This is a genomic window from Gabonibacter chumensis (assembly GCF_024741215.1).
Classification (GTDB): domain Bacteria; phylum Bacteroidota; class Bacteroidia; order Bacteroidales; family Marinifilaceae; genus Gabonibacter; species Gabonibacter massiliensis.
Genome location: NZ_JANSKB010000002.1, coordinates 167,119 through 181,065 on the forward strand (window position 1 = coordinate 167,119; position 13,947 = coordinate 181,065).

Below are 13,947 nucleotides of genomic sequence, written 5' to 3' on the forward strand. Positions count from 1 at the left end.
AAGGAGTATATTATTTATATCTATTATAAATAATCTCTTATTCCACGAATAGAGTTGTATTTTTAGAAATAAAACATATATTCGCGGCAAAATATAGAATTTACTCTAAAACGATATATCATGTATTGGACACTGGAACTTGCCTCTAAATTGGAAGATGCACCTTGGCCTGCATCAAAAGATGAGTTGATAGACTATGCCATTCGTTCAGGGGCGCCTATGGAAGTTATTGAGAATCTTCAGGATATTGAAGACGACGAAGAGATATTCGAAAGTATCGAGGATATTTGGCCGGATTATCCGAGTAAAGATGATTTCTTCTTTAATGAAGATGAGTATTAGGTGCTTATATATAAGTTAACTTATTATATATCAATGCGATGAACAATAATGATTGTTTGTCGCGTTGGTGTTTTATAGGTTTACATGGTGCGGTTTGTTTGTCTGAATGGCGATTTTTAACGAGGAAAATGGGATTTGTTTGTCTGAAGATTATTATCTTCACCTCAGATAGCCTCAGATAGCGTGGTTTATTTGTCTAAATGACCGTGTGTGCAATGTAACTTATTGATATATAGATGTGAAAAACTTCTTCAACGAGGATGAGTATTGACGTTGTAATGTAAAAAATAAAAAAGCTATCAGGAACGATAGCTTTTTTATGTGCATATTCGAATCGTTCATGCTGTCATTTGATCTTAATTTTTCTGTTGCAAACGCGTAACATTGCCGCTCTACTTTTGTGACGAACAAAAAAATAAACCATGAACAAATTATTATCATTTAAAAAACATGTATTTGCTAAAACATGTGCCGTTTTGTGTGCGTTAACGATGCCCGTAATGATGTCTTGTCAAGATGATGATACTCCGACTGGACCGGTTAATACAAAGACTTCTTTTACCATTGCGGTGATTCCGGATGCTCAAAACATGACGGACTTTAAGCATCAGAAGGCAAAGGGATTTGCATTGGACTGCTCGGAATTATTTATCCAACAAATGCAATATATCGCGGATCATTCGGAAGCAAAAGGCGGAGATATCGTGTTTGCTATTTCAGTAGGCGATATGTGGCAACATCAAACACTCGATATGGATCCGGAACATGCGGCAAGAGGATTTAAAGCCATTTTCAATCCCTATTTTTCGACAGAGATAGAGGTTTCTCCGGAAGCTGTATTTAACGTGGAGTTACCGACTGCAAGAAAGGGATTGGATCTATTACATAAGGTTTCTATTCCTTTCGGTGCGGTTCCGGGAAACCATGATTACGATGCCATGTGGAGTGATTCGAAATGGATCCCCGTGAGCGATCCTTCTCAAATATTGGGAAGTCTGCCGGAATATATCGGTATGTTGCATATCGGCGGTTTGTCCAATTTCAATGCTGTTCTGGGCTGTCATACAAAGTATTTTGCACAAAAGGATTGGTATCTCGATTCGTACAACGGGGGAGCAAATTCCGTGCAAATGATTTGTGCCGGTGGGTATACATTCATTCACCTTGGTTTGGAAATGTCCCCCTCGAATGAAGTGCTTACTTGGGCTCAAGCCGTTCTTGACAAATACAAAGGTTACCCGACCATCTTAACCACTCACGATTACCTCGATACCAAAGGACAACGTAAAGCCAACCCGATTGTCGATTTGAAGTTGGCAGATTCGGATCACCATAATAATGCCGAAGAGTTATGGAGCAAATTTATATCGAAAAATGCTCAAATCTTTATGGTACTTTGCGGACACGAGCATGGACAAAACAGGAGAACGGATAAGAACGACAAGGGTGGAGAAGTATATCAACTCTTGGCCGACTACCAGGAAAGAGGTGAAGTGGGGGTAGAGCACGGACAGCCCTTGAATCCTTATTTCAATACCCCGTACGGAATAGGCGACGGATGGCTTCGTAGACTTGAATTCGAGATGGGAGGTGATGTTCCGACCGTACACGTGAGAACTTATTCTACCTATTACAAGAAATTCTCTACCGAAATACCGGATTATGCCGCTCGCTACAAATCGATAGAGCATAAAGGTGAGAATATCAGTGATGCGGAATTTATCGCCATGGACGATTTCGTGATCGAACTGAAAGATTTCAGAACTCGATTCGGCTTCCCTAAATAAATAATAAAACTATTTGTTCTATCGGAAACAAGGAAGTTATGTAACTGCAAACAACAAACTGTATAAGCTTGTTGTTTGCAGTTATCTTATGTATAAAATAGTAGAGAGATAGTATTAATAGCTGTTTATTCAAGTGTATACAAATAGATTCTCAAATTATTCTTCCTTCCTGTAAAAGAGTTTCATTGACTGAGCTTGACTTGCAAATGAAAGAGTAGATAATTCAGCAAAACTTAAATTTGTTCTACCTCCTAGAGGTTCCCCACATTGCACTTCGACTTTTTCAGGATTATCTTTCTTCGCAATAGCTTTTCTCGATTCTGGTCCTGGAGCTCCCGGTCCCATTTTATTTACTACCATTACCCTAAATACATAGCTTTCGTTTTCTTCTAGATCTTTAACTTCAAATTCTTGCTTAACATAATTACCATTGCCATCCTTTTTAACTTCGGGCTTTTCTTTTACTTCTTCCCAGCGTTTTTCTTGAAATTTTCTATATTCAATACGATAGTGTAAAAAGGGTCCTCCTGTCCCCTCGCTTTTTGGTGGTGTGATAATCAAAGTAACCTTGCCATCCCCTATGGCATATGTAAAATTTGATACTAATACGAGGATCAATACAATAAAAAACTTCTTTGTTTTCATAATCTTTTTTTATTTTATCTCTCTAAATATTTATTCGAATATTGATTATTGACATTTTGTAGCAATTTTAAAAATCTTAATATTAGGATTATAATTATAACTTATTACCCTTATCTCGGAGAATGTGATTACTTAACCTTGACCCATTTCACAGCATCCGCATACATGAGTTGGTGTAGCGTAGTACCTTGACCGGATAAGATTATCCTTGCTTTACCTGAGTGAAATTGATATATTCCGAGCGATACCCAACCATGTTTTACGTCCGATAAGGCTACTTCTACTTTTTCCTTCCCCGTGGCGTGGAGAAAATGGTAGCTTTGCACCGATGTCTCTCCTTTTTTCCCCTTACTGAGTTGATTTTTACTTTCTGTGAGGGGATTATAAATAAATAACTCGTACGCCCCGTTTTCCGGTAAATTTACTTCCCACTCGATATCAGAACTTCCCTTTCCTGTTGCTTTTTTTAAGTAAGTTTTGGAAATTTCTCCATATGCATCTTCATCGTCTAACCAATGCCAACGAGTTGCGGAATTCTTCTTGCGTAACTTTTCCACAAATCGGTCATACTCAACAATACGACATCCCGGGTCCTCGTTATCCACGATATATACGCTCGGTTCCGGAGCAAAAGCAAGGGTGTCCGCACCAAAAATTCCATCCACCGGTTCTTTGACGAACCCTTTTTCAGGGAATTTTTCAAGAGTATAATGAGAAGGAAGATTTTGAGACTCATTTGTGTATAACTCGATTGCGCAACGATCGCTATTTCCCTCGATATACATTTTAATTTCTTTACAACTCCCAACCGGTATGAAATAATTGCGTTCTTCCATGCTGGCTACAGGTTTTAGCGAAAGAATTCCATCCCGTTTTCCTTTGTTCCAGACTTTAATACTGAATACGTATCCTGTTTTCCCCTCTAAGGATTCTACATCATCCACCCGTGCATCTCTAAAGTCAAAAGCAGGGAAGCCACGCTCATTATATAATTTTCGGGTTAGGATCGCGAGAGAGAGATTGAACTGCTTTTCGAACTCCTCGCAATATTCTTCATAACTAAAGCTTTGAAAAACATGATTCCGGATAAATTCGGAGTTAAAATGTTTAAATTTATCATGGGAAACAGTACATAAAATGTATTTTAAAAAATAATATCCCCTGGCAAATATTGCATTATCTATATCTATTTTATTGTCCGGATCGTGCGAAACCTCTTTAAGACTCCGATCTTTAAGACATTTAGCTATATAATAAATATCTATTCCATCTTTAAAATTCGTGTTAAAACCGTGTTGCATATAGTGAAACAAAAGATTTATTCCGACAAATTCGGGGGATGAAGAATACACGTTGTAGTGATACTTTTGTTGTAAGTAATAAATATCACTCTCATTTTTTATATTTTTTGTATCGTAAATCCCCGTTATCCGGTTAAAAAACATGTTTCCTAAAGGAATTTCTTGTTTACTTGAAGTAAGGATTTTCATGTACCAGCTTAAAAACCGATCTATCGGGTATTCATCATCGTACCATTTGCTTTTTATATTAAACGTCAATGGGTATAATGCCTCTCTCTCCGGGCGGAATATGATTTCCGGTTGTACCCGCTCGCTATTACTCTTCCAATTCCTACTGAATGTACAAAAATGAATAGGAGTCTCTACCAAATTTAATTTGGTAAAAGCATAGACCTTGTTATTATATCCGAACATGCTGGTCCAACTTTTTACAGCTTCTTCCGGAGTAATCTCCTTGGGAAGAAGGTATTCATGCCCTTTGAATAAAAAGATTTCATACAATACGCTATCCTTACGTATACTCTTTCTGGTATAATCACCAATGCAAAGTGTTAACCCGGGTAAAGCAACTTTATTTACAAAATATGTATTTTCGGTATTCTTTATTTCTTCTCCCTGTGCTATAACCATACCATCAATATTCCCTTTTACCAACAATTTAAAACGAGTGTAATCCTGATCCGACAAGTAGGGTAGATCCACGTGAACAGAAGGTTTACTTGTGGGATACCACATGCTTTCAGGTGTCAGTAAAGTATAGTCCGGTTGAAGGTAAAAATAATTTTGCCCCATGTTATACATGTAATAATGATGCTCTTTTGCGAGAGAATCTATATTGGTAACTTCAGGATAACAAACGGCAGGAGAAATCGAGCCTTTGTAGCTCATCTCGATTTCCCTTGTTTCTCCTGGTTTCATCGCTAACGAAAGAATCAAAACCTGGTATTCCCGGTGAAAATCTAAAGTCACTCCTCCTGAAGTTATCTTTATCACGTTTAAGGAGGGATTCAAATACAAGATGATAGAATCAACTTGTTGATCGTTTATATTGAGCAAATTAAGTTTACTGGATGCCGAGTAGGTATATCCCTCCTGTTTAAACTCTATATCGTGATCTAAAACACTGACCTTAGGAGTGGCTTGGTATTTGACAAATACTTTGTGAATAATCTTTCGTTCCCGGTTATGCCGGATCATGTTACTCGTGTAAATTCCCGAGAGGATAAATCCCAGTATCAATAATCCTATTCCCCATTTGCCAGCCGCGAAATTATTTTTTGAATCGGAAGGTAGCCTATGAACAAAAGAAACACCCAGAACAATCAACCCGCAGCCCGAAACTAAAAAAAAGGACCTTTGTAACAGGTAACTGCCTAAACCTGTAAATCCAGTGATATCGGAGAACGAGTTGGGTAAAGTTATTGCCAATATGTCAAAAACACCATAAAACAATTCACTGCCGAAATTCAGGAAAAACAACAACAATCCGAGTAATATAATACAAGCCAAGGCTGAATTACGAACAATCCCTTTCACGCATATCGTCAATCCAGTGAAAAAGAAAAGTACCGGGCAAGTTAGTGTGATAAAATAAAAAATGTAAGGATAAATGGCAAAAGGAGAATCACTCCCGAACAAGTGAATCAAAATTGCTATTGCTCCCAGAAAAAGAGTGAAACCTAACATTAAAATCAGAAAACCTGTCGTATTACCCCATACTAACTCCACGTTTGAATAAGGACGCGCAGATAGAACAGAATTAGCCCCGTCGTAATGGCTTTCCCGCAAAAAATTTCCCGCAAAAAAAATAATTATAATACTTTGAAGGGAATTTACCAAATAAACGTTTGCGTATGGAATTGCCGAGGGCAATGATATAGCAATCCATTCCGGTTCAAATAAGTTACTTTGTGTGATAACATGAAGAAAAGTTACGATCAACACGCTTAATACGGTGACCATTTTAAAGCCCCACACTCTCGAGAGAGTCCTCATCTCGTAATTTGCAATTAAACCGATATGTCGAAAATTCATCTTTTAATAATACGTGTAACATGGTGATAATTAAAACACTATTACATTATTAAAATTTTTATGCTGTAATCGTGTTGTATATATTTTACAAATATATGACATTAAAACAAAAAAACACGTACTGTAAAAATAAAATACACATAAATTTAAATATATATAGTTAAATATATAATATATATGTTTAACTAATATGATAATTTTATGGAGATAAAATTAGAAAACTTTCGATCGTGATCTTAGAAGGTGTTTTTTGAGTATTTAGATGTATTTTCGGAATCCCGGTAGATTCTCGAGGGTATACTGAGGTTATGGTCACTCGGTATTTCTTTGATGGTAACCCACAGGGACGGGTGCAATGTGCTAACAATTGACAATTGTAGATTTACGATTTCGGATTTTAGATTTGCAATTGGGAGACTCGTTTGAAAATACGTATTTCATTGAGAAATGTCTACTGAATCGTAAATCATAAATCGAAAATTATTCAAGGATGAAGAAGACCTTCACTGTTATTTGTATTTATACCGAGCGTTTCTTTAACATTTGGCTGTACTCGTGGATGAAGTTGGGTGTGAATATCTCCCGATTGAGATTTTGTTCGATCTCTTGCCGGGTCCAATAACGTCCTTCGTCCACTTCGTCGTTGTGAATGTTGGCGGGAGCGTGGGAGGTGGAAATAAATGAAAAGACTAATTCTCGTTCTCTCGAGCTTTCCCAAATATACGAGCCCAAGAAGCGGGCTTTAAACTCTTCGATACCGAGTTCTTCCTGCGTTTCTCTTTTTAGAGCTTCTTCAATTCTTTCTCCAAAAGCGACGTGTCCTCCAACGGCCGAGTCCCACATGCCGGGCAATAATTTTTTTTGCATGCTTCGTTTTTGCAAAAATATATCTCCTTTTTCATTGATCAAGTGGAGGTGAACGACCGGATGCAAGAGCTTACTTCCGGAGTGGCAACTACGTCTTGTCGCTTTACCGATAACTTCTCCTTTCTCGTTGACAAGCGGTAACCACTCGTCGTAGCGGGCTGCCCTTGCAAGTATTTTGTTCTTAACGATTATGGTCAGGAAGAATAGTCCGATCAGTAAATATAGTAAGGGACCACTGATAAAAGCGTATGTCGACTCCGTTGCGAATAAAGCGGCAATAAATACAATAATCGTGTGCGCTCCCACTAGATAAAATAAAAATTTAATCGTACGGCGCATGACATTTTGTTGTTCCGGGGTAATTTGTACGGAACGTCGATAAGAGGCGGGCATGGTTTGCGTGATATCGGCTTTGGAGAAGGCAAAGATACCCAATAAAAGGGTTAGGGCTGCCTCGATAATGGCCGGTTGCAACTTTTCTAAGGAACTTCCTTCAGAGACTACGGACAAAATTCCCAATACAATGAATAGAACGGTATTCCATAAAATGGTTTTATCGATCCGTTTTTCCTTGAATAAAACATACAAAAATTCACCTCCTCCCCATACGATGGCCGCGAGCAGTCCGATCTTAGGGCCGAAGAATTCGTCAGCAATGAAATAAGCGACGATTAAAAGAAAAGAGGGAAGTAGCGATTTGTATGAAGCCATGATCAAATAATTGAAAAAACGGCAGGGAAATCCCTGCCGTGTAGGTTATCGAATCTCAGCGTTAAACTGATGTTTGTAGGCACCGATCAATTTGTTCATGATTTTATCGATCTGTTTATCCGTGAGCGTTTTCTCTTCGTCTAATAAAGTGAAGCTGACAGCGTATGATTTTTTGCCGTTTCCTAATTTTTCACCCTCGTATACATCGAAGAGCGTGACTGATTTCAGTAAAGATTTCTCTGTCCGTAAAGCCAACTCTTTAACCTCTTTAAATCTGACCTGTTTATCCAACAACAGGGCCAAGTCTCGTTTCACCGATGGAAATTTGGGCATGGGGACGAAGGCGATCTTATGGTTTTTCAGGGCTTTTAAAATATTTTCCCACGAGAATTCGGCATAATAGACCTCCTGGTTGACATCGGTTTTTTTCAGAGGCAGTTTGCTAAGTATTCCCATGGAGACGATAGGTTTGTCTCCCATCTTGTAAATCAATCCCTCTTTGAAGATATCTTTGTCGGTCTCTTCCGTTTTCAGATGATCCGGGTGGATTCCCAATCGATTCAGGATCATTTCGCAATACCCTTTCAGGTAGAAAAAGTCGGTTTTTGCCTCTTTGGCGTTCCAATTCAGGTTATTTTTATTTCCGGTCATAAACAAAGCCAACAGGTCTTCTTCTTTGTATTGTTTCAAAGGATTGTCGATCCCCTCTTTTTTATGGAAAGTATATGACTTGCCGAATTCGAATAATTTCAGATTGTTGTTTTTGCGGTTGATGTTGTAGCTTATGTTTTCCAGTCCGCCGAAAAGTAAAGACTGACGCATCGCGTTCAGGTCTGAGCTGAGCGGATTGTACAGCATGACGGTGTGTTCCGGTTGATAAGTTTTCGTTTCTTCGAAATAGCTCGCCTTCGTCAGGGAGTTATTCATCACCTCGTTGAATCCGTTGGCTGCCAATAGATCGGATATCAGATTTTTTAACCGAAAATCGTCCGGTTTTTCCGAATAGCTGAGCGTGGAATTTACCTTTGCGGGAACTTCCACGTTATTGAACCCGTAAATCCTCAGGATATCTTCGATGACGTCGGCTTCTCTTCTCACGTCTACACGGTAAGGAGGAACATTTAACAACACTCCTTCTTCTTCTTCTTTTACGATTTTGATTTCTAACGCCCGCAATATCTTTTTAATTTTTTCATGTTCGATCTTTTTACCGATCAAACGGTCTACGTGGGCGTATTTTATACTTACCTCGAAATCTTTTACCGGTTCGGGATAAATATCGATGATCTCGGAGGTGATTTCACCTCCGGCTACCTCTTTGATCAGTAAGGCGGCTAATTTTAAAGCATAAATCACGATATTGGGATCTGTTCCTCTCTCGTACCGGAAAGAGGCATCCGTATTCAAACCGTGACGACGGGCTGTTTTACGAACGAAAACGGGATCAAAACAGGCGCTTTCCAAAAATACACCGGTAGTAGATTCCGAAATACCGCTTTCCAAACCACCGAAAACTCCGGCGATGCACATGGGTTCTTCCCGGTTACAGATCATCAAGTCGTCTTCATGCAACTCCCTTTCCACTCCGTCTAACGTGATGAATTTAGTACCTTTCGCAACGCTTTTGACAATAACCTCGTCTCCTTTGATTTTAGCCTTGTCGAAAGAGTGAAGTGGTTGTCCCAAACCGAAGAGAATGTAGTTGGTGACATCTACGATGTTATTGATCGGGTGTAAGCCGATCGCTTTCATCCTGTTCTGTAACCATTCCGGAGAAGGTTTTACCGTTACCCCTTCTATGCAAATTCCCGCGTAACGCCGGCAAGCTTCAGGGCGTTCAAGACGTATTGAAATAGAAGAGTCCGTACGGTCTGCCTTAAAGGCGTCCACGGAGGGCAAGGTGCAACGGATCTCTTCCGTTTGTTGCAGGTAGGCTGCCAGATCGCGGGCGACTCCAAGGTGGGAAGCTCCGTCGATTCGGTTGGGCGTGATGTCTATTTCTATCGTGGTATCGCGGTAAATATTAAAATAGTCGGCGGCAGGTATGCCTACGGGGGTATCTTCCGGAAGGACCATAATACCCGCGTGATCCGTGCCGACGCCGATTTCATCTTCGGCGCATATCATACCGTTGGAAGAGATCCCTCTGATTTTTGATTTCTTTATGACAAACTCTTCGTCATCCTTGTACAGGGTTGTACCGACGGTTGCAACGACCACTTTCTGGCCGGCCGCCACGTTTGGGGCCCCGCATACGATTTGTTCCGGTTCTCCATGTCCGAGATCGACCGTGGTCACGTGAAGATGGTCCGAATCCGGATGCGCCTCACACGTCAGTACGTGTCCCACGACTAATCCTTTCAAACCTCCTTTTATCGCTTCGAATTCTTCGTAACCTCCTACTTCCAGGCCGATGCTCGTCAGAATCTTACAAATCTCCTCCGTGTTTCGGTTGATTTTCAAATAGTCTTTCAACCAGTTCAGTGATATATTCATGTTGCCATTTTGTGTTTAAATTATTAAATGCTTGAGTGATCGTATCGGGATCACGAACTCTTTTACGTTAACCGATCTCCAGCATGCGCTGAATGGGTAACCAGGCTTTTTCCCTTAACTCATCCGGGACCCGTACTTCGAACTGCTCTTTTTCCAATGCTTCCCAAACGCTCTCTAAAGTCACTTTCTTCATTTGTCCGCAAATGGTTTTGGGATGGATCGGGATAAACTCTTTTGTCGGGTTATCTTGTTGTAACTTATGTATGGTCTCTAATTCGGTTGCGATGATGAATTGCTGTTTGGGCGATTCTTTCGCGTGCTTGATAATACCTGCCGTGGAGTACATGAATGCCCTCGGATGGTTCAGAATACGATCGTCGGCCGAACAGGAAGATTCCGGATGAATCAATACGTCGGCTTCCGGGTGTCGTTCTAATTTTTCCAACACCATGCCGGCATCGATCTTATCGTGAACACAACAGTCTCCGTCCCAGATTTCCATCTCTCTTCCGGTGACCTTTTGGATATAGGCCCCCAGGTTTTTGTCCGGGACGAAAAGAATCTTTTTATCTTTTGGGAGACTTTGCACGACTTTTAACGCGTTGGATGAAGTACAGCAATAATCCGTATAGGCTTTTACTTCAGCCGTCGTGTTCACGTAACTGACTACCAAGCCGTCGGGATTTGCCTTTTTCCATTGTAGAAGGTCATAACCTGTCACGCTTTCAGCCAAAGAACATCCTGCTCCTTTGGCAGGAATTAATACCTTTTTATCCGGTGAGATGATAGAGGCCGTTTCTGCCATAAAGTGAACTCCGCAGAAAACAATAAGGTCGGCGTCCGTGTTCCCTGCCATGCGGGATAAGCCGAGTGAGTCTCCTAAATAATCGGCAATATCCTGAACTTCGGGCCGGGTATAGTAATGTGCCAGAATAATAGCGTTTTTTTCTGCTTTTAGCTGCTTTATTTTGTCGATGATCTCTGTCGTTGTCATAATTTTTCCTTTTGAGAATCAAAGATAATGAAATTATTTTTGATCGCCGATGATATTCATGCTGATATCCAAAGCCGTTACCGAATGAGTCAGGGCTCCGACACTGATATAATCCACACCTGTTGCGGCCACCTCTTTCAACCGAGGAATGCTCATGTTTCCGGAGGCCTCCGTTTTGGCTCTTCCGGCAATCATTTTTACGGCTTTGGCCATCATCTCGTTGCTCATATTATCGAGCATGATGAGATCGACTCCGCAGTCGATGGCCTGTTGTACTTCCTCTAAGTTGGTCGTTTCCACTTCCAATTTGACACTTAGCGGTAGATTGGCCCGCACCTGTTTTACGGCATTGGGGATTCCTCCCGCTACTTTGATGTGATTGTCTTTCAACATAATCATATCGTATAGTCCCATCCGGTGATTGGTTCCGCCGCCTTGATGAACGGCCATTTTATCCAATACTCTTAGTCCGGGAGCTGTTTTACGGGTATCTAATAATTGGGTGCGTGTTCCGGACAACTCCTTCATGTATCGTGCCGTTGCGGTGGCGATTCCGGACATCCGTTGCAGGATATTCAAAGAGAGACGTTCCCCGCGTAGCAGGGTGCGATAACTGGCTTCAATGCGCAGGATGGTGTCTCCTTTTTTCACGGGAGTACCGTCGCTTACCAACGGCTTCCAAACGATATCTTTTTCAAATCGTTCGAATACCCTTCGGGCTATCTCCAACCCGGAAACAATTCCGTCGGCTTTTGCCTTCATTTCGGCAGCAGCCTTGGAGTGGCTCGGAATAATGGCATTGGTCGTGATATCTCCCGTGGAGATGTCTTCTTCGATGGCGAGATCGATTAATCGTTCAATGAGGCTATCGTTTTGCATATGTTTAGTTATTTCATGTTTAAATTTACGGGAGATTTTTTAATCTCGCGATTCAATTGTTGAATAATGTGACACGCGTAGGTGTGGTCGTTCTGAGCGGGATAGTCTGCCCGGAAGTGACCTCCGCGGCTCTCTTTGCGGTATAAAGCCGATTGTATGATCAATTTGGCAACATAAATCAGATTCTTGCTCACGGTCGAATAGTATTCGTTCTTTTCGAAAGTTTGCGCCGACAGCCGTTCGTCTAAATCGTCGAGTCCTTGTCGTAATCCTGATTCGGTCCGGATAATACCTGCATTTCGGGTCATGATGTCGGCGATCTTGTTTTTTAGTTCCAGGTAAGCATTCTGCTTTTCCGGCAATAATTTAAAATGAGAAGTGACGACCGGGAAGGGGTGTACTCTTTTGTTCATTATCGAATCTTCCACGGCCCGTTTGCCGAATACGAGGCATTCGATCAGGGAGTTGGAAGCCAATCTGTTTGCTCCCATGATTCCCGATGATGCTAATTCTCCACAACAATAGAGATGGGGGATATTCGTACGTCCCGCCACGTCCGTCCTTACTCCTCCGACCGTGTAATGAGCTGCCGGAGCTACGGGTATGCGATCGGTCATGTCTATCCCCAATTCGGTACACTTTTCGAATATGTTCGGAAAACGTCTTTTTATTTTTTGAGGATCCAAATGTTTCAAAGACAGGTACACGTATTCCTGATGATGCTTCTGCATCTGCTCGAATATGGATTGGGCCACGATATCCCGGGGAGCCAGTTCGGCCAATTCATGTTTACCCACCATAAATCTTTCTCCTTGTTGATTGAGCAAATGGGCTCCCTCGCCGCGGACGGCTTCACTTACGAGGTAAGCTTCTCCCGCGGGGGTATATATGGCAGAGGGATGAAATTGAATGAACTCCATGTCGGCAATTTCACATCCGGCGAAATAGGCGAGAGCCAACCCGTCTCCAATCGTCGAGTGGGGATTGGTGGTACGTTTGTAGATGGCAGAGGCTCCTCCGGAGGTTAAAAAGATATTGTCTCCGGTAAAAATTTCCTCCCGGTTCGCGTTGAAATCCCAACAACGTATTCCATAGCATCCGTGTTCATCTATCAGTAAATCGATTGCGGCATGATTGTCGAAAACGGTTACGTTCTGACAATGCTCTACTTTGTCAATGACGAAATTCGTGATCATTTTTCCCGTGGCGTCTCCTCCCGCGTGTAAAATCCGTTTTTGGTGGTGTCCTCCTTCCAAGCCGAGAGCCAAGGTCCCGTTCTCCGTATCGAAATGCATCCCCTCGTCGATAAGTTCCTGTATTCTCCGGGGGCCTTCGTTTACCAGAATATTAACGGCGGGATAGTCACAAAGTCCTCTTCCTGCTGTAATCGTATCCTGAAAATGAAAAGACGGGGCGTCATGTTCGTCTGTTACGGCAGCGATTCCCCCTTGTGCGAAGTATGAATTACTTTCTCTTATATTGGATTTAGTCAATAAGGCTACTTTCCCGTAAAGAGAGGCCCGATAAGCCGTATACAAACCCGCTAAACCACTTCCGACAATGATATAATCGTAACTACACATTTTGATTCATGTAAATTGATGCGAAAGTATTAAATTATTTTGTGTGTAACAAATTAAAATGAGAGCATAATGAAGGAATATCTCCTATTTATTTCAGCGGGCAAAACGGGAACATGATTTATGGAAGAGTGAAGAGTTTTATCGTTTGGATTAATTCGTGAAATCTTCGGGGTTACTTGAGTTAAAATATGTTTCACGTTTGGTAATATTAATTAAATTAATTTAAAAACAAGACAAAAAAGTGTTTCTGACACTTCGGTATGTAACATTTAGAGGGTGAAGTTTCGTATTTTTGTTGTTCGAAAGAA

The 13,947-nt window shown here is 41.1% G+C and carries 9 protein-coding genes; 2 read left to right on the top strand and 7 right to left on the bottom strand.

Annotated elements, in window-relative coordinates; all coding sequences use genetic code 11:
- Positions 1-120 precede the first annotated feature (120 nt).
- Both NVS78_RS07270 and NVS78_RS07275 read left to right on the top strand, forming a co-directional pair.
- On the top strand, positions 121-342 hold the full coding sequence (locus NVS78_RS07270) for a DUF2795 domain-containing protein (protein ID WP_009135471.1): 222 nt from the start codon (positions 121-123) through the stop codon (positions 340-342).
- 422 nt (positions 343-764) lie between these two features.
- Positions 765-2,129, top strand: coding sequence for a metallophosphoesterase family protein (locus NVS78_RS07275; protein WP_286358594.1), 1,365 nt, complete (start codon positions 765-767; stop codon positions 2,127-2,129).
- A 156-nt stretch (positions 2,130-2,285) separates the two neighbouring features.
- On the opposite strand, the gene NVS78_RS07280 is transcribed toward NVS78_RS07275, so the two are convergent.
- The 7 genes from NVS78_RS07280 to nadB all read right to left on the bottom strand — a co-directional run bounded on the left by NVS78_RS07280 (position 2,286) and on the right by nadB (position 13,639).
- On the bottom strand, positions 2,286-2,774 hold the full coding sequence (locus NVS78_RS07280; protein WP_286358595.1) for a fibronectin type III domain-containing protein: 489 nt from the start codon (positions 2,772-2,774) through the stop codon (positions 2,286-2,288).
- A 128-nt stretch (positions 2,775-2,902) separates the two neighbouring features.
- Entirely contained in the window at positions 2,903-6,109 is a 3,207-nt protein-coding gene (locus NVS78_RS07285; protein ID WP_286358596.1) for a golvesin C-terminal-like domain-containing protein, read from the bottom strand.
- Between the two features lie 519 nt (positions 6,110-6,628).
- Complete coding sequence (locus NVS78_RS14185) at positions 6,629-7,150, bottom strand: NUDIX hydrolase (RefSeq protein WP_353620728.1); 522 nt, start codon at positions 7,148-7,150, stop codon at positions 6,629-6,631.
- A gap of 582 nt (positions 7,151-7,732) precedes the next feature.
- On the bottom strand, positions 7,733-10,183 hold the full coding sequence (gene pheT / locus NVS78_RS07295; protein ID WP_286358598.1) for a phenylalanine--tRNA ligase subunit beta: 2,451 nt from the start codon (positions 10,181-10,183) through the stop codon (positions 7,733-7,735).
- Positions 10,184-10,250: 67 nt separating this feature from the next.
- A complete protein-coding gene (nadA, locus tag NVS78_RS07300; protein WP_286358599.1) occupies positions 10,251-11,177 on the bottom strand; it encodes a quinolinate synthase NadA in 927 nt (308 codons plus the stop codon).
- A gap of 33 nt (positions 11,178-11,210) precedes the next feature.
- Positions 11,211-12,056 carry a carboxylating nicotinate-nucleotide diphosphorylase gene (gene nadC, locus NVS78_RS07305; protein WP_286358600.1) on the bottom strand — a complete coding sequence of 282 codons (846 nt, stop codon included), beginning with the start codon at positions 12,054-12,056 and terminating at the stop codon, positions 11,211-11,213.
- An 8-nt stretch (positions 12,057-12,064) separates the two neighbouring features.
- The gene (nadB, locus tag NVS78_RS07310) at positions 12,065-13,639 is read right to left on the bottom strand and encodes an L-aspartate oxidase (RefSeq protein WP_286358601.1); all 1,575 of its coding nucleotides are present in this window, start codon (positions 13,637-13,639) and stop codon (positions 12,065-12,067) included.
- Positions 13,640-13,947: the final 308 nt, after the last annotated feature.

Bases quoted from the DNA above. Each gene is read 5' to 3' on its own strand.
- nadA (WP_286358599.1), bottom strand. From the start codon at position 11,177: ATGACAACGACAGAGATCATCGACAAAATAAAGCAGCTAAAAGCAGAA.
- NVS78_RS07285 (WP_286358596.1), bottom strand. From the start codon at position 6,109: ATGAATTTTCGACATATCGGTTTAATTGCAAATTACGAGATGAGGACT.
- nadC (WP_286358600.1), bottom strand. From the start codon at position 12,056: ATGCAAAACGATAGCCTCATTGAACGATTAATCGATCTCGCCATCGAA.
- NVS78_RS07275 (WP_286358594.1), top strand. From the start codon at position 765: ATGAACAAATTATTATCATTTAAAAAACATGTATTTGCTAAAACATGT.
- pheT (WP_286358598.1), bottom strand. From the start codon at position 10,183: ATGAATATATCACTGAACTGGTTGAAAGACTATTTGAAAATCAACCGA.
- NVS78_RS07280 (WP_286358595.1), bottom strand. From the start codon at position 2,774: ATGAAAACAAAGAAGTTTTTTATTGTATTGATCCTCGTATTAGTATCA.
- NVS78_RS07270 (WP_009135471.1), top strand. From the start codon at position 121: ATGTATTGGACACTGGAACTTGCCTCTAAATTGGAAGATGCACCTTGG.
- nadB (WP_286358601.1), bottom strand. From the start codon at position 13,639: ATGTGTAGTTACGATTATATCATTGTCGGAAGTGGTTTAGCGGGTTTG.